13 protein-coding genes and 3 pseudogenes are annotated in these 16,807 nt (G+C 63.3%); 9 read left to right on the top strand and 7 right to left on the bottom strand.

What is annotated here, in order from left to right; all coding sequences use genetic code 11:
- The first annotated feature begins 5 nt into the window (after nucleotides 1-5).
- The 7 genes and pseudogenes from H9L15_RS02300 to H9L15_RS16770 all read left to right on the top strand — a co-directional run bounded on the left by H9L15_RS02300 (nucleotide 6) and on the right by H9L15_RS16770 (nucleotide 7,380).
- Nucleotides 6-1,393, top strand: a pseudogene (locus H9L15_RS02300) (tryptophan halogenase family protein).
- Nucleotides 1,390-1,551, top strand: a complete 162-nt coding sequence (locus H9L15_RS16775) for a hypothetical protein (protein ID WP_223276440.1) — start codon at nucleotides 1,390-1,392, stop codon at nucleotides 1,549-1,551. Before H9L15_RS02300 ends, H9L15_RS16775 begins: the two are co-directional and overlap by 4 nt.
- A 197-nt stretch (nucleotides 1,552-1,748) precedes the next feature.
- Nucleotides 1,749-2,786: a TonB-dependent receptor gene (locus H9L15_RS02295; RefSeq protein WP_187715016.1), complete on the top strand. Its 1,038-nt coding sequence runs from the start codon at nucleotides 1,749-1,751 to the stop codon at nucleotides 2,784-2,786.
- Complete coding sequence (locus H9L15_RS02290; RefSeq protein WP_455567146.1) at nucleotides 2,783-4,786, top strand: TonB-dependent receptor domain-containing protein; 2,004 nt, start codon at nucleotides 2,783-2,785, stop codon at nucleotides 4,784-4,786. The genes H9L15_RS02295 and H9L15_RS02290 overlap by 4 nt, the downstream gene beginning before the upstream one ends.
- 64 nt (nucleotides 4,787-4,850) lie before the next feature.
- Nucleotides 4,851-5,540: a DUF6445 family protein gene (locus H9L15_RS02285; protein ID WP_187715014.1), complete on the top strand. Its 690-nt coding sequence runs from the start codon at nucleotides 4,851-4,853 to the stop codon at nucleotides 5,538-5,540.
- Between the two features lie 11 nt (nucleotides 5,541-5,551).
- Entirely contained in the window at nucleotides 5,552-6,790 is a 1,239-nt protein-coding gene (locus tag H9L15_RS02280) for a family 43 glycosylhydrolase (protein ID WP_223276439.1), read from the top strand.
- Complete coding sequence (locus H9L15_RS16770; protein WP_223276438.1) at nucleotides 6,715-7,380, top strand: discoidin domain-containing protein; 666 nt, start codon at nucleotides 6,715-6,717, stop codon at nucleotides 7,378-7,380. Before H9L15_RS02280 ends, H9L15_RS16770 begins: the two co-directional genes overlap by 76 nt.
- A 117-nt stretch (nucleotides 7,381-7,497) precedes the next feature.
- Here H9L15_RS16770 and H9L15_RS02275 read toward each other — a convergent pair whose 3' ends face one another.
- Nucleotides 7,498-8,886 carry a glucoamylase family protein gene (locus tag H9L15_RS02275; RefSeq protein ID WP_317617570.1) on the bottom strand — a complete coding sequence of 463 codons (1,389 nt, stop codon included), beginning with the start codon at nucleotides 8,884-8,886 and terminating at the stop codon, nucleotides 7,498-7,500.
- A complete protein-coding gene (locus H9L15_RS02270) occupies nucleotides 8,886-9,884 on the bottom strand; it encodes a LacI family DNA-binding transcriptional regulator (protein ID WP_187715013.1) in 999 nt (332 codons plus the stop codon). The genes H9L15_RS02275 and H9L15_RS02270 overlap by 1 nt, the downstream gene beginning before the upstream one ends.
- A gap of 155 nt (nucleotides 9,885-10,039) precedes the next feature.
- Here H9L15_RS02270 and H9L15_RS02265 point away from each other — a divergent pair.
- A pseudogene (locus H9L15_RS02265) lies at nucleotides 10,040-12,324 on the top strand (glycoside hydrolase family 3 N-terminal domain-containing protein).
- Here H9L15_RS02265 and H9L15_RS02260 read toward each other — a convergent pair.
- From H9L15_RS02260 to H9L15_RS18470, 5 genes and pseudogenes are all read right to left on the bottom strand, one after another.
- Nucleotides 12,321-13,565, bottom strand: coding sequence for an MFS transporter (locus H9L15_RS02260; protein WP_262984949.1), 1,245 nt, complete (start codon nucleotides 13,563-13,565; stop codon nucleotides 12,321-12,323). The pseudogene H9L15_RS02265 and the gene H9L15_RS02260 overlap by 4 nt on opposite strands.
- Nucleotides 13,566-13,647: 82 nt before the next feature.
- Complete coding sequence (locus tag H9L15_RS16765) at nucleotides 13,648-13,959, bottom strand: DUF5110 domain-containing protein (protein ID WP_223276622.1); 312 nt, start codon at nucleotides 13,957-13,959, stop codon at nucleotides 13,648-13,650.
- Nucleotides 13,925-15,076 (bottom strand): TIM-barrel domain-containing protein, encoded by a 1,152-nt coding sequence (locus tag H9L15_RS18480; RefSeq protein WP_398286880.1) that lies wholly within the window; start codon nucleotides 15,074-15,076, stop codon nucleotides 13,925-13,927. Before H9L15_RS18480 ends, H9L15_RS16765 begins: the two co-directional genes overlap by 35 nt.
- A gap of 55 nt (nucleotides 15,077-15,131) precedes the next feature.
- Nucleotides 15,132-15,566 carry a TIM-barrel domain-containing protein gene (locus H9L15_RS18475; protein WP_398286537.1) on the bottom strand — a complete coding sequence of 145 codons (435 nt, stop codon included), beginning with the start codon at nucleotides 15,564-15,566 and terminating at the stop codon, nucleotides 15,132-15,134.
- A 65-nt stretch (nucleotides 15,567-15,631) separates the two neighbouring features.
- Nucleotides 15,632-16,075, bottom strand: a pseudogene (locus H9L15_RS18470) (DUF4968 domain-containing protein); the annotation flags it as partial.
- Between the two features lie 254 nt (nucleotides 16,076-16,329).
- Here H9L15_RS18470 and H9L15_RS16760 point away from each other — a divergent pair.
- On the top strand, nucleotides 16,330-16,767 hold the full coding sequence (locus H9L15_RS16760) for a cytochrome ubiquinol oxidase subunit II (protein WP_223276437.1): 438 nt from the start codon (nucleotides 16,330-16,332) through the stop codon (nucleotides 16,765-16,767).
- Nucleotides 16,768-16,807 lie beyond the last annotated feature (40 nt).

Genomic DNA, 16,807 nt, shown 5'->3' with positions numbered 1-16,807 from the left:
CACTTATGGCAAGGGGCGATCAGCCGGTACGCAAGATCTGCATCGTCGGCGGCGGTACCGCTGGATGGATGACTGCCGCCGTGGTGTCGCAATGGCTGAGCCAGGTCGACGTAACTCTGGTCGAGTCGGAGGAGATCGGAACCGTCGGCGTCGGCGAAGCGACGATCCCGCACATCCGCAATTATCTGGCGCTGGCCGGGATCGACCCACTGAAGATGATCAGCGAGACGAAGGCGACCTTCAAGCTCGGCATCCAATTTGTCGATTGGGGCGCCCCGGGGAATCCTACATCCACGGATTCGGCAAGATCGGCCGCGACATGCTGTGGCTGCATCCGCACCAGTTGTGGATGGCCGCCTATGCGCGAGCACCGGGTTCGGTAAAGCATTTCGATAATTATTCCATCGCGGGTGCGGCTTCGCTTCGGAACCGCTTCAGCTTCCCCGACAAGCGCAATCCGAACTCGCCCGCTGCAGACATTGAATATGCCTATCATTTCGACGCGTCCTTGTTTGCGCGCTTCCTGCGTGCGGAGAGCGAAGCTCGCGGGGTGACACGGACGGAGGGTCGCATCGTCGAAGTCGTCCAGGATCCGGAAAGCGGATTCGTCACGGCCGTGAAGCTGACCGACGGACGGACCGTCGAAGCCGACCTGTTCGTCGATTGCTCGGGCATGCGGGCCCTCTTGATCGGCGACGCGATGGGTGTCGGCTACGAGCATTGGAACAAGTGGCTGCTCTGCGACCGGGCGCTGGCGGTTCCATGTGAGAGCGTGACGCCGGTCACGCCCTACGTTCGCTGCACGACCCGTTCGGCCGGTTGGCAGTGGCGCATTCCGCTGCAGCACAGGATTGGCAACGGATACGTCTACTCTTCGAACCTGATCAGCGACGACGACGCTGCTCTCACCCTGATGTCGACTCTGGATGGAGCGCCGCAAGCCGATCCGCGGCCGGTTCGTTTTGCACCGGGATTGCGCTCGAGGGCGTGGGAAAAAAACGTTGTCTCGATCGGTCTGTCGTCGGGCTTCCTCGAACCGTTGGAATCGACGAGCATCCACCTGATCCAGACCGGCATTCACAAGCTTCTGGCGCTGTTCCCGACGACCGGCTTCGCACAGGCCGACATCAACGAATATAATCGCCAGGCACGCTTCGAGTTCGAGGACGTGCGTGATTTCATCATCGCTCACTACAACGTGACCCGCCGCTCCGGGGAGGAGTTCTGGGATTACGTCCGCACTATGGATGTCCCGGACAGCCTGAAGGAGCGATACGACCTGTTCCGCTCGTCCGGCCGCTTCTTCAAGCGCGGGGCGGCGGAACTGTTCGCTGAGGAAAGCTGGGTCCAGGTCCTGCTGGGCCAGGGATTCCGGCGGAGCCCGATCCAGTGACGCAGTTCGTGCCGACCGAGGAGATCGTCGGCTTCCTGGCGGACATCGAGGAAACCGTCGCGGCCGTTGCGGAAGACATGCCCGATCATGGGGAATTCGTCAGCCGCTTGCCGCCTAGCACGCCCGCCGCCCAACAGGCCGCGCCAACCCCACGTTGATGCACAACCTCGCGGAAGCGCACCGCTGAACTAACGCGCATCGTGTCCTGAAAAGCACAGCGCGGGCGCAGTGTTGCGCAACAGCCGCGAGCCACATTGACTCAGTATGAATGAATCTATTTCATCGGGGTGTTCGGCCTGTGGGCTGATGCAGTTTTGTAACCGGTTACATAATCGGCACCTGGGGAGAGGCGCTAGTGAGCACGATCAAGAGCAAGCGTCAGCTTGCAAACGGAATTTCCGCATTCGCAGTCGCAGCAGCGCTCGTCGTCGCAACGCCAGCCTACGCTCAAAGCGAAACCGCGACCCTGCAAGGTCACGTCGACGGTGCGGCCGCGGGCGCGCAGGTTACGGCTACGGATACGAACACCGGCCGGAAGGTCGTCGGCACGGTCGATGAGACGGGCAACTACACCATTCTCGGCCTCGTCCCGGGCACCTACACGGTCGCTACGGACGGCAAGGACGCGCAGACCACGACCTTGCTGGTTGGACAGACCGCCGTTGTCGATTTCGTCGCGGCCGCTGAAGGCGCGCCTGCCGGAATCGTCGTTACCGGCCGCCGCGTTCGCGAGGTCCGGACTCAGACGGTCTCGACCAACATCACGCCCGCGCAGATCGAGAACCTTCCCCAGAGCAAGCGCAACTTCCTCAGCTTTGCCGCCTTGGCTCCTGGCGTGTCCGTGACCGCCGGTGAGAATGCGCAGGTGCAGGCCGGCGCGACCTCTTCACAGAACGTCAACGTCTTCATCGACGGCATGAGCCTCAAGAATCCGATCAACCACGGGGGTGTGTTCGGACAGAATTTCGGCCTCGGTAACCCCTTCCCGCAGATCGCGATCCAGGAATATTCGATCGAGACCCAAAATTTCGGTGCGGAAAGCGGCCAGGCCGGTTCGGCCCTGATTACGGCGATCACCAAGACCGGTGGCAACGAATTCCACGGCTCGGCCTTCATCGAATTCCAGCCCAAGGCGTGGATCACGCAGCCGTACTTCGACAAGAAGAACAATGTTCCGAAGCCGGACTATAACCGTAAGCAGTACGGCGGCGAACTCGGCGGTCCGATCATTCCGGGAAAGCTGCATTTCTATGTCGCGGCCGAGCGCACCAACCAGCTCCGCCCAGCACGACCGGAAACGTACCGGCGTCAGATTTCCCTCAGAGCCTCGTTTCGCAGACGAACGTCTCGCATAACCAGGACTTCAAGCAGGGTCTCTATTTCGGAAAGCTGACGGGCTACGTCACCGACGAAGATACGGTGAACCTCATCGGCTATCTGCGCCGCGAGGATAACCTGGGCGACATCGCCGGCAATGCGACGGACACCCATGGTCGCCGAATCCGGACGAACCAGGACCGCGTCCAGCTGCAATGGCGCCATAACGCCGGGGACTTCCTCAACCAGTTCAACATCGCGTTCGACAAGGCGCGGCAGGACACGCCCAGTGTCGGATCCGGCCCCGAATTCGTGATGCTCAATCCGGGCGACCCCGCTTTCAGTGAGGGCATTCTCGCCGGTGCACACTTCTTCGAACAGGGCGACGTCCAGAAGTCGTGGACAATCAAGAACGACAGCACCTATCGCATGGGCCAGCATACGCTAAAGTTCGGTGGCCAGCTCGCCCAGCTCGACCTTAGCCGGTCCGTCATCAATGCGTTCAACGGGCGCTACTACTATTCAAACCCGTGCACGGGTTCGGTGACGCCGGTTTGCCCGGTCACGACCTTCGACTTTGCGACGGCGCAGCCGATCCAGACGAAGATCAACGTTCAGCCGACGCCGACGCTGAATGCCAAAGATCTTCAGGTTGGCCTGTACGTCCAGGACGAATGGAAGCCCGACAACCATTGGACGATCAACGCTGGCTTGCGCTGGGATTTCGAATCCAACGCGAACAACAACAAGTACATCACCCCAACCGCGATCGCGACGGCGCTGCGCAATTATCCGGGCTGGGCCGCACGCGGCATCGATCCGGAAGACTACATCTCCAACGGAAAGAACCGGAAGGAGTATTGGGGCGCATTCCAGCCGAGGCTCGGCGTTTCGTATGACGTCCACGGCGATCGCGACATCGTCTTCTTCGGCGGTGCCGGCCGGTACTACGATCGCAATCTGTTCATCCAGGGCGTGATCGAAACGCTGACCAACTCCAACCGCGAGGTCTCGCTATTCTTCTGCCCGAACGGCGGAGCTGCCCAGGGCAATGGCCTCGGAACGAGCGCAGCGGACTGCGCGCAATGGAACGACGCCTATCGCGATCCGCATAACCTGCGCGCGTTTGCGGCGAACTCCGCCAACGCGGCAGGCCTGAGCGGAGGTTCGGTCTTCGTCCTCAACAACAAGACGCGGATGCCGTTCTCCGACCAGTTCGACATCGGCGTGCGCAAGCGGTTCGGCGACATCCAGACGTCGCTGACCTTCTCGCACATCCGTTCGCACAACATTCAGATGTTCACCCGTGCGAACTTCTACGCGAATGGCTGGTTCACGGCGCTTCCGACCTGCGCAGACGGTGGCGACCAGTGGATCATCGACTTCACGCCGGACACCGTTGCAGGTTGCCCGGGTGCGACCAACGGTCAGCTGACCGGCTTCAACGGCAAGCTGAACCGCGGCATGAGCAACGGGAAGGCGAACTACAACGCCATCTACATCTACGCCGAGAAGCCGTTTACCGACCTTTCCACCTGGGGCTTCACCACCGCGCTCACGCTCGGCAAGGCTCGCAGCAATGTGGCGCAGGAACTCAACAGCGACGAGTTCTACAATGGTCCCTACCTCAACACGTACGGCTGGAATCGCGTCAACGGTCTGACCAAGTGGAACTGGGTGTCTTCGGCCAACTATCGCGCGCCGTTCGACATCGTTCTGTCGGGTATCCTGACGCTGAACAGCGGCCCGGCCTTCGGCAACATCGTCGCGCCGTGGAACGGCCTGACGACGCCGGTTCCAAACGGCGCCTGCTGCTACGCGAACATGGGCGGCGTGTACTTCCCGAAGAAGGACATCGGGTACAAGCGGCTCGACATTCGCGTCGCCAAGACGTTCAAGCTGCCTTGGGGCCACGAGTTCACGGCGGACTTCGAAGTCTTCAACGTCTTCAACTGGCTGAACCGCAGCTACTCTTCGTGGGGTGCGGGCGGCGGCAATCCGGCGCCGCGGACCGAGAACAGCCAGGTCGGCGCCGACGCTCGCGCGTTCCAGGCTGGCCTGAGGTACAAGTTCTGATCTGAATGACGTAGGCGGGGCTTCGGCCCGCCTCTTTCACCAACGCGGGGCTTGAGAGGTTTCGTTGAAGCCCGAACTTCGCCGCGTCGGCTCCCTGCAGAGCCCGGTCGTAGTGATCGACGATTTCAGTGGGGCCGCGGAGGAGGCGGCCTTGCTCGCCGACTCGCTTGCGCCTTTCCCGCCGATCGGTCGCGACAGTTATTACCCCGGTGTCCGGCGGATCATCGAGCGCTCCGACGAGGCCGCGAACGCCTATGTCGAGCGACTCTGCGAAGACGCGGCGCAGTTCATCGCTGGCGCGTTCGACGTGGACGGGTTCGACCTGCTCGAGGCAAGCTTCTCTATGGTTTCGGCAAGGCCCGATCAGCTACGCCCGGCGCAGCGCGCGCCGCACTTCGATTCGACCGATCCGAAGTATCTCGCGGTCCTGCATTACCTGCGGGTCCCGCAGGGTACGGGCACCGCATTCTATCGCCAGCGCGCGACTGGCATCGAGCAAGTCACCGAAGCCAACATCTCGCGGTTCGTGACGACCGCGGAGAGGGAGGCCGCCATGCTTCCCGCCGGCTCCGGCTACATTCACGGATCAGATCCCTATTTCGAGCAAATCGGCGCGGTGGAGGGGATCGCGGATCGGCTCGTCATCTATCAGGGAAGCCTGCTCCATTCGGGCATCATCCCGCCGGGCATGACCTTCAGCGCCGATCCGCGAGAAGGCCGGCTGACGGCGAACATCTTTGTGCGTGGACATTGAGGAACATGAGAATGCGTTCGTTTGGGGTATTGGCAGGGTGTTGCGTTGCACTGCTTGGGTCATCGGCAAACGCGGAGAAGCGGACATACATCAATCCGGTCGACGTGGATTACCGATACAATTGGGAGCAGACGAACAACGGCATCAGCTACCGCACCGGCGCCGACCCCGCGATCGTCCGGCACAAGGGTGCCTATTATCTCTTCCAGACCTTGGCCGATGGATATTGGCGCTCAACCAACCTCATCGACTGGACGTTCATCACCCCGTCGCGCTGGCCCTTCGGCGGCATCGTCGCGCCCGCGGTGGCCTCGGACGGTGACCGGCTGATCATCTGGCCGTCGATGTCATTCACCCGCCCCGGCTCGATCCTGGTCACGACCGCGCCCGAAACCGGCAAGCTCGACTTCCTGGCCCGCTCGATGCCCGACCTGCCGGGCGCGGTGGATGACAAATATCTAGAGAAGATGAAACCCGGCGAAATCCCGCCGGGGCCGTGGGATCCGGGCTTGCTGAAGGACGATGACGGCCGCTGGTACCTCTATTGGAACAGCAGCAATGTTTTTCCGATCTACGGCATCGAGATCGCGTTCGAGGACGGCAAGCTAATCTACAAGGGCAAGCCGACCACCTTGTTCAACCTTCAGCCGGAAAAGCATGGCTGGGAGCGGTTCGGACAGGACCACAACGGCCTGCTCGCCAACGGCCAGCCGACGCGGCCCTATGTCGAGGGCGCGTGGGTGACCAAGCACAACGGCAAATATTACCTGCAGTACGGAGCGCCGGGAACGGAGTTCAACGTTTACGGAAACGGTACCTACGTGTCCGACAAGCCGTTGGGGCCGTTCACCTACGCTGAGTACAATCCCATCGCCTACAAGCCGGGCGGTTTCGTCCAGGGGCCGGCCACGGCTCTACCTTCGAGGACAATTACGGGAACTGGTGGAACACCGGCACGCCGTGGATCGGCTACAATTGGACGTTCGAGCGGCGGATCAACATGTTCCCGACCAAGTTCGAGGCGGACGGTCAGATGTGGGCGTCCTCGCGCTTCCAGGACTTCCCGCAGTACATGCCGACGACGAAGGTCAACGACCCGAACAGCCTGTTCACCGGCTGGATGCTGCTGTCCTACCGCAAGCCGGCTGCGGCCTCTTCGACCCTCGGCGAGTTCGTGGCCGAACAGGTCACCGACGAAAATCCGCGCACCTTCTGGGTCGCAGCCGCCAACAAGGCCGGCGAAACGCTGACCGTCGACCTCGGGGCGGTCGACACGGTGCGCGCGGTGCAGGTCAACTACACGGACTACAAGTCGGGGCGCTTTGCGGATGCGCCGGACATCTACACCGAGTTCGAGCTTCAGCATTCGGTCGATGGCCGGACCTGGCAGCCTCTGGCGAAGCCCGACGGCCCGCGGCGCGATCGGCCCAATGCCTACATCGAGCTGCCGCAGCCGGTGCGCGCGCGCTTCGTGCGCTACGTCCACGGCCATGTCGGTGGAGCGAACCTGGCGATCAGCGATTTGCGTGTGTTCGGAAACGCCGATGGACGCGCTCCTTCGCAGCCGTCGAGCGTCGTTGGCCAGCGTCACCGGGATCAGCGCGATGCCACGATTCGCTGGGCACGGGTGCCCGGCGCGGTCGGCTACAACATCCGCTTCGGCACGCGGGCCGACCGGCTGACCCACACCTATCAGCTATGGGCCGACGATCTTGGCAGCGGAGCGACGCTGCAGAAGGACTTGCGCTCACTGAACGTGGGCGTGCCCTACTGGGTGGCGATCGAGGCGTTCAACGAGACTGGCGTGTCGAAGCTCAGCCGGGTCGTACGCCTCAAATAATCGTCATTGCGAGCGCATCGAAGCAATCCAGGCTATCGCGCAGCTAGATTGCGTCGTCGCTTTGCTCCTCGCAATGACGACTAGGATGAAAGCCAACCCCGGTGAACCCTGCTCGCTTCAGCCCGAGCCGGATCGCGGGACCTGACGCGTGTAGCGCCAGACGAAATCGTCGCGGTAGTTGGCGGCCTGGAGAAGGATCGGGCCCTGGTCGATGCCGAGGTAATCGGTCGCGACCCAGCCGCTGTTCGGATCGATTGAGCCGGTCTCCAGCTTGCGATCCGAAAATCGGAAGCTCGGATTGAAGGAATCGCGAAAGCCGTAGTCGCAGTAGAGCCCGGGATAGTTGAGCATGGCCTCCGCCGCCGGGATCACGATTTCCGGAGCGAACGGAAGGGACGAAAGCGCGGCCGTAGGAGCGAGCGTGCCGTCGTCACGACCATCGGGCTCGCCGATCGGTCCTCGGGCGGAATAGCCGTAGAAGGTCCGTGTCTCGCCCTTGAACGGCAGCTCGAAGTTGCCCGGGCCGTCGCATGCGGTGAGGCCCCAGATGCGATCGGAATAGCCATCCCACCGCATCGGGTTGGCGATGCAATAGGCGCGGTTGCCATAGGTCGCGCGGCGGCTGTTCTCGAAATAGTCGAACCCGGCAGCGCGCATCGGCGCGTCGTAAATGCCGCGGAAGTCGATGAAGAGGTGGCTGTACTGGTGCCCAAACAGGGGTGCGAAGGCGATTCTCCGGGTCGGACCCTCGCCACGCCAGAAGTTCGGATAGGGCGCGGTCCAATAGTCCCAGCTGTTCGGCGGCACGGCGTGGACCGGGGCGCCGAGCGCGAGGATGTAGACGAACATCCCCTCGTTGTAGCCGTCCCAGTTGCGCTCGATGAGGCCGCTTTCCGGCTGCCACCCCATCGAGATTTGCGGACGGCCGTCATAACGGAAGAATTTCCAGTCGGCGCGGGCATAAATGGCGTTGGCAAGCTGGCGGATCTCACGCTCGGCGGGATCGTCGCGGTCGTAATATTGGGCGGAGAACAGCACGCCCATCAGGAGGATCGTGGTGTCGACGCTGGAAAGTTCGTTCGTCCTGTGACGAAGCCCCGTCTCCATGTTGAGGAAATGGTAGAAAAAGCCTTTGTGGCCAGAAACGCCGGTGGGCTCCGGGCCCTGCGGCGCGTTCCAGAAGAAGCGCAGTGTCGTCAGGGTCAGGTCGCGCGCCTCCGCCCTGGTACACCAGCCGCGCTCGACTCCGACAGCGTAGGCCGGAAGCGCGAAACCGACCGCGGCTATGCTGCTGAACGACGGCGTCGGCCAGCGGTCGGGAACGAGGCCGTTTTTCCGGTTCACGGTTTTCCAGAAGAAGCGGAAGGTCCGCTTTTCGATGTCCTCGTAGAAGGCGGGCAGAGTTCGGCCGGACGAACCGTAGGTGATCGACGTGCAGGCCGGTAGCGCGCTGCCGGCGACGAGAAGTGAAGAACTCTTGAGAAGCGTGCGACGGTTGAGGAGCATTATCGGGGATTGGCTTTCGGATCGGTCGTTGAACGAATGACGAGCTCAGGCTTGTGCAACTCCTGGCCGCCGGGATCCTCCTTGCCCTCGAGGATCGAAATGAGGCGGTCGAGCGCGCGAGCTCCGAGCTCGGCGATGTGGACCTGCACAGTAGTAAGACCGATGTGCCGTGCGAGCGGCACGTCGTCGAAGCCGACCACGGCGACGTCCTCCGGCACACGGAGTCCAGCGCGGTTCAGCGCCTGCAGTGCGCCGCTGGCCATCATGTCGTTGGCGGCGAAGACACCGTCGAAGCTCTCGCCGGCCTTGAGCAAAGCTTCGATGGCGGCCTCGCCGGATTCCTCAAGGAAGTCGCCTTCGATGACCTGGACGGCGATTCCGCGCCGTTGCAGCGCCGCGAGGAAAGCGTCCGCGCGCTGCTGCGCGTCGATGTTCCCAGCCGCGCCAGCGATGTGGACGATCCTCGTCCGGCCAAGCGAGGCGAGATGGTCCGCGACCGCCTCGGCCCCGGCGGCATTGTCGAGGCGGACGCCGGGATGTCCGCCAGCATCGCCGCGGGTGTTGATGAGCACGGCCGGCGTACCGCGAGGAACGGCATCGGCAAGCTCGTCCTCCGACAAATGCGGTGCAAGGATGACCAGTCCGTCGACACGTCCACGCATGGCGCGCATCGCGTTTGCCGACTGCTCGCTTCCCGCATGGACGTTTGAGAGCAGGAGCATGTAGCCGCGCCGGCTCGCCTCCCGGTCCATCCCGCGCACGATCTCGGAAAAGAACTCGCCGTGGAAATCCGGGAGGACGACACCGATCGCATTGGTCCGCGCGAGGCTCAGGCTACGTGCCCCGGCGTGCGGCACGTAACCGAGTTCGCGGACCGCCTCCGTAACGCGTGCGCGGGTCTCCTCGCTGACATTGTCCAGCCGGTTGAGGACGCGCGACACCGAGGCAACCGAGACTTGCGCTCGGCGAGCAACATCACGAATGGTCGCGTCGGCCATGGGGTCCTTTGAAAGCCAATTGCAGCAAAAGTCACCCGATGGGTAATTGCAATCCGTTACCGGCTAGGTCATGTAACCGGTTACAACATGCGTCAAGACTCTGATCCGGCGGTTAGCTCGGAAGCGCCACGCAGAGCGAGTGAAGGGGAGATAGAATGCTCGATACGCGCATTTCGCGCAGGGCCGCGCTCATGGGCGCAGGCGCCGCAGCAGCCTGGCTGGCAAGCCCGGCGCGAGCGCTGCTGCAGGCCGCGGGGCGGATGGAGGTTCCGGGCTTCGTCAACGATCTCGTCGGACGCATGACGCTCGAAGAGAAGGCAGGTCAGCTGAGCCTGATGGCCTCCGCCTGGGGCGGAGGCGCGGCGGCTGCTTTGAACCCGCCGAGCGACAGCAACTTCCCCAAGCAGCTCGAGGAAACGCGCCAGGGACAGCTGACCGGCGTCTTCAACGGCAATGGCGCCCGCATGGCGCGCATCATGCAGACTGCCGCCGTCAAGGAATCGCGCCTCAAGATCCCGCTCATCTTCGCGGCCGATATCATTCACGGCCACCGCACGATCTTTCCGGTTCCCCTTGCCGAAGTGTCGAGTTTTGAGCCGGAGCTTGCACGGCGGACCGCCGAAGTCGCCGCTTTCGAAGCGGCCGGGGCGGGCATCGACTGGAACTTCGCCCCCATGTGCGACGTGGCCCGCGACCAGCGCTGGGGCCGCGGCGTTGAGGGCGGCGGCGAGGACCCGCTGCTCGGCAGCCTGTTCGCGGCGGCTCGCGTGCACGGCTTCCAGGGCAGCGACTTCAAGTCCAACGAGCACTTCCTCGCCTGCGTGAAGCACTTCGCTGCCTATGGCGCGGCGGAGGCGGGACTCGACTATAATACGGTCGACATTTCGGAGCGCACGCTGCGCGAGGTCTATCTTCGACCATACAAGGCTGGCTTCGATGCCGGCGCGTTGTCCGCCATGGCCTCGTTCAACGAAATCTCCGGGATTCCGGCGACCGGCAACCACTGGCTGCTGACCGACCTGCTGCGCGGCGAGTGGGGCTTCCAGGGTTTCGTCGTGTCCGACTACACGGGCGACGAGGAGATGATCAAACACGGCTACGCCAAGGATGGGCGCGACGCCGCGAGGATCGCCTTCTTGGCCGGCGTCGACATGAGCATGCAGAGCGGTCTCTACCGCATGTACCTTCCCGACCTGGTCCGCAGCGGCGAGGTCCCCGAGGCAACGCTGAACACATCTGTCCGGCGAGTGCTTGCAGCGAAGCACATGCTCGGCCTGTTCGAGGATCCGTTCCGCCGGATCGACGAGAAGCGCGAGAAGTCGCGCTCGATGCTCCCGCGCAGCCGGGCTGTGGCTCGGGAATCCGGGCGCAAGTCGATCGTCCTTTTGAAAAACGAAGGCGACCTGCTTCCGCTGCCGCGCTCGGGCAAGAAGATCGCGCTGATCGGGCCGTTCGCGAGCGGCCAGCACGACCTGGTCGGACCATGGGTGGTCTATGGCTCGGACGCCAATGCGGTGTCTCTCGAAACGGGCGTCCGTGCTGCCGTCGCCGACAAGAATTCGATCGTCGCCGTTGAAGGCTCTAAGGTCGAGCAGCCGATTCCCGGGGCATTGATCAGGCGGTCGCCGCTGCGCAGGCAGCAGACATCGTGGTCCTTGCCATCGGCGAATCCCAGGGGATGTCGGGCGAGGCTCAGTCGCGCGCCGACATTGTGCTGCCGAAGCCGCAGCAGGACCTTGCGGAGGCGGTGGCAAAGACGGGCAAGCCGATCGTCGTGGTCCTCAAGCACGGTCGCGCCCTGGCGCTCGAAGGTGCCGTCAAGGATGCGCCGGCGATCCTCGCGACCTGGTTCCTCGGGACGGAGACCGGCAATTCGATCGCGGACGTACTGTTCGGCGCATACAGCCCGTCCGGCCGCTTGCCGGCGAGCTTTCCGCATCTGTCGGGTCAGCAGCCTTATTTCTACGCGCACAAGACGACCGGCCGTCCGAACCCCGACCCCAAACTCGATGATTACAAGGCACGGTTCCGGGGGATCACCAACACGGCCCTGTACCCGTTCGGGCACGGCCTCACCTACGGCAAGATCGCCTACAGCGACTTCGCAATCAGCGGGCCGAGCCTGCCGATGACCGGCGAAATCTCGGTGTCGGCGCGGGTCACCAACAGTGGCAAGCGCGCCGCCGAAGAGGTGGTCCAGCTTTATATCCACGACCGTGTAGGCAGCGTCACGCGGCCGGTCCGTGAGCTGAAGGCCTTCCGCAAGGTGAAGCTGGAGCCAGGCCAGTCGGAAGTCGTGCGCTTCACGCTCAAGCGCGATGACCTGCTGTTCTATGGCGTTGCCAACACGCCGACGGTCGAGCCCGGGACCTTCGATGTGTGGATCGCTCCATCGGCCGAGGCCGAGGGCGTCCACGGCACGTTCCAGCTGACCGCCTAAGCGGGCTCGGGCCGGGTCCGCTTGGGCGCCCTCTCGCGCCCGAGCGGGTTGAGCAGCATCGCCACGCAGGAAAGCGCCAGGAACAGCATCGGCGCGAAGATGATCGTCGTTCGCATCCCGCTGAGTGTCGCGCTGCTCTGGTGGATGTTGGCGATGTAGCCGGCCGAGGCAAAGCTCCAGCCGAGAATCGCGGTGGCGATGCCGATGGCGATGCGCTGCAGCAGTGCCGCGACTCCGAAAACCGTGCCTTCCACGTGCACGCCCGTCGCCTGCTCGCCATATTCGATCGTGTTGGGCAGCATGGCCCAGAAGATGAAGTTCAGCCCGACGATCATCACCTGCATTGCGATCAGGAACAGCTGCATCAGCCCTGACTGGTGAATGTCGGCCACGGCAAAGAACACGAGCGCCGCAATGCCGACGCCTGCAGCGATCATCCATAGGGCGCGCAGTCCGACCGCCCGGCCGAGCAGCATCCAGAATGGAATCGCGGCGCCGCTGACGATTCCCATCGACGCCAACGCCAGTTGGCCGGCTTCGGGATCGTCGAGAAGATACTTGAAATAGTAGAGCACCGACTTGTTGAGGATGGTGATGCCGACGATCATCGCCGTCATCGCTGCGCTCAGGGTGATGAATGCGCGGTTGTGCGCCAGGCTGGCGAGGGCATCGCGCACGCTTGCCGGGAGCGGGCGTTCGATTGGAGCGCTCTCACGATAAGTGACGCCGACGATCACGAGGATGATCGCCCCGATCGTTGCGAACAGCATGGCAGCCGCGAAATAGGCTTCGGATGCGCTCGATCCGGTGAGCCACCGGCCGAGGGGGACGGTGCACAGCGCGATCATCACTGCCGCGGCGGTGCCGAACAGCATCCGCATTCCGGCAACGAAGGCGCGATCGCCAGGGTCCGCGCTGATCCGCGCCGTCATGGCGAGATAGGGAACGTTGACCGCTGCGTAGGCAGTCCGGAACAGCAGATGGGCACCAAGCACTCCGGCGACCATGACCGCACCGCTGCCGATTGGCGGCATGTAAATCAGGATGAAGCAGACCCCGAGCGGGATCGCTCCGGCGGTCAGGATCGCACCATAGCGCAAGGAGCCGTGGCGGCGGTCGACGAGCACTCCAGCCGCAAAATTCGCGATCCCGTCCCAAACGGAGGCGACCATGTAGGTGGTTGCCGCGACCGCGATCGGGATGTCCAACGCGTCCGTGTAGTAGAACAACAGGAAGAGCATCACGCTCTGCCAGTAGATGTTGAAGGCAAAGTCCCGAATGCGAACAGGACCAGCCTTGGCTTCGACGGGCGCGCGAACTCCATCAGAAGCGGCTGAGCACGAAGTCCGCTGCTGCCTTCTGGTCCGGGATCGTGAAGCGAACCGTCCGTGAGGCGGCATCGGCTTCGACATCCCTCACGCCGCGAACGCGGGCTGGGCCGCTCCACCCGTGGATCGTGACCGCAATCTGCTTCCACCACGGCTTGAACCCGCCTTCGCGCTTGTCGAAGTGCAGCATGATGCCGTCCTTGCCGAGCGTGCAGCGGACGGTTTGGCGAAGCGTCGCGCCACGAATGCTCACGCCGTCATCCCAGTAGAGTTTACCGCTGCAATCGTGCCCCGGATAGACGTGAATCTCGAGCGGGCCTTGAGGCGTTTCGGAGGTGCTCTGGATCAGCGACTGCTTCGCGATGATCGCCCCGGGCCGAACAAAGACGGGCAGCCGGTCGAGCCTTGGCGTTTCGCGGACGACTTCGAACGGCGTACCGTCCTTGCGCTCGCCGGAGACCGGGAGGCCGGACCAGTAATCGTACCATCCGGGGCGGGCATGCAGGCATCGTAGGGATGCGTCGATTCCGGTTTGGGCGAGGGTGCGACCAGGACGTCGCGCCCCAGCGTGAAGGCCATGGCCTGATCGCAGGGCGATTTCGCGAGCTCCGGATAATCGTAGAAGGTCGGCCGCATGATCGGGTCGCCAGTGCGCGTGTTCTGCTCGGCGACCTCGTAGAAGTAAGGGAGCAGGCGATAGCGCTCCTCGATGAAGCGGCGGCGGATGGCGAGGTGATCCGGACCGTCAACCCACGGCTCGGCCCGGGGGCGTTGTTGGCAGCATGGCCGCGGAAGACCGGTGTGAAGGCGGCGATCTCATACCAGCGGGTGGCAAGTTCCGGACTTGCGCCGCCGATGAAGCCCGGGATGTCCGCGCCCGACCAGGAGATGCCTGACAAGCCGAGGTTGAGCATCTGCTGGACCGCGAGCTTCAGGTGATCCCAGGTGGAGTTGTTGTCGCCAGTCCAGGTCACCGCAAACTTTTGCCCGCCCGCAAATGTTGCCCGAGTCATTACGAACGGGCGGACATTTGGGCGCAGTTTCAGCAATCCGTCGTAAGTCGCCCGGCTGTTTTCCATTCCGTAGACGTTGTGAAGCTCGGCATGCGTAGCGGTGCGCGTGGCGAAGTCGTCGCTATCGACGCGATGCGTGGTCGACAGCGGCATGGTCTTGGTCGGCGTCTCGAAAATCGCCGGCTCGTTCATGTCGTTCCAGAAGCCGGCGATGCCATCGGCAACGAAGGGCTTGTAGAGGTTGCCCCACCAGTCGCGGCTCGACTTGCGCGTGAAATCCGGGAAGACCGACGGACCGGGCCAGACCGGCGCGACGTACAGGCTGCGGTCCGCATTCTTCAGGAAATGATCGCCGGCGATCCCGCTGTCGTAGGGAGCATAGCCTTGGTTAGCGGCAGCCGCGACGTGCAGGTCGGTGATGGCGACAAGCCTGAAGCCCTTTCGCCGACGTCATGGGCGAGGCCCTTCAGGTCGGGGAAGGTCTCGGCGTTGGTCGAGAAGGGCGGTTGCGGTCCTGAAAGTCGATGTCGAGCCAGATGACGTCGGACGGGATTCGTTCGGATCGGAGCCGAGCGGCGATATCGCGGACCTCGGTCGCGGTCATGTAGCTGTAGCGAGACTGCTGGTAGCCCATGCCCCAGCGCGGCGGCAGCGGCGCCTTGCCCGTCAGATCGGTGTAGCGGCGGACGACGTCCGGAACGGTTGGACCGGCGATGATGTAATAATCGATCGGGCCGCCGTCGGCGGAGATGGCCACAGTTTCCGGGTCGCGATGGGCAAAATCGAAGCCGCTGCGGAACGTGTTATCGAGGAACAGGCCGTAGGCGCCGGCCTTGTCGCCGGTGGCGATATAGAAGGGGATCGACTTGTAGATGGGGTCGGTTCCGCGATCGAAACCCATGCGTCTGTCGTCCAGTTGACGTAGCTCGCGCCGCGCCGATTGAAGGGCCCGGTCTTGTCGCCGAATCCGTAGAATTGCTCGGCGGCGGGAGTGGACTTGCGAAGTGTGAAGCCGTTGCCGTCGAACTGGAGCGGTCGCGCTTCGTTATCGCGAACGACGACCAGGCCCTGCCGGTCGGTGATCGTCAATCCGAGTGACTTTGGCGAGACGTGAACCTGCAGGGCATGGGTCTGGAAGCCGTCGGCAAGGGATTGGACGGGCACACCTTCGTGTCGAGTAGCCGCCGAAACGGCCCAGCTGGCGTCCTCGGGGAACGCTCCGCCTCGGGCGATCCGCACTCGGATAATGGAGTCGGTCAGCGCCTGGACACGGATGGTCGCGGCGCCGTTGGAAATTTCGACTCCATTCGGCAGTGCAGTGGCCGCGACGGCCTGCGCGGGAGCTTGGGCGATAGCGGGCGAGGCGAGCACCGTGAGCGTAGCGGTGAGAGGAATGGCAATGCGTTTCATAGCTCTTTCCGACCCTAGCCGAGCCATGGATGTCTGCAATGCCTACGTAGTTTCCACTATTTCGTGGGCCGCCTTTCGCCTTATTGCCCCGGGAAATGGCCGGGCCTAAGGGAACCCCGACCAGTTCGCATTCGTCTGGGCTTCGACCCAGTTTCAAGTCGGTGGGGACCGTGAATTCATTCGCGCGTCAAGATCGAAATGAAGGTTGTCAGCTGAGACTGGCAGTCCGGCTTGGCGCGCTCTCCGGCCTAATTTTGCTGGGGTCTGCATGCGATCGGGGCATCCTCGACCCGGTCGGGCCGGTCGGCCAGGCCGAGAAAACGATCCTCATCAATTCGACCGCGATCATGCTGGCGATCATCATCCCGACGATGATCGCGACGGTCGCATTCGCCTGGTGGTTCCGCCGCGGCAACAAGAAGGCGACCTACCTTCCGGACTGGGAATATTCGGGCGCCGTCGAGCTCGTCGTCTGGTCGATCCCGGCGCTGACGATCATGCTGCTGGGCGGCATCACCTGGATCGGGAGCCACGACCTGGAGCCGAGCAAGCCGCTGGTCTCTGACAAGCCGGCGCTGAACGTCGAAGTCGTTTCGCTCGATTGGAAGTGGCTCTTCATCTACCCCGATCAAGGTATTGCCACCGTCAATCGGCTGGTCGTCCCCAAGGCACGCCGGTCAGCTTCCGCTTAACATCGGGCACCGTCTGGAACGTCTTCTTCGTCCCGCAATT

Origin of the sequence: Sphingomonas daechungensis (assembly GCF_014489495.1) — a bacterium.
GTDB lineage: Bacteria > Pseudomonadota > Alphaproteobacteria > Sphingomonadales > Sphingomonadaceae > Sphingomicrobium > Sphingomicrobium daechungense.
This window is presented reverse-complemented; position numbering and strand designations above follow the sequence as displayed.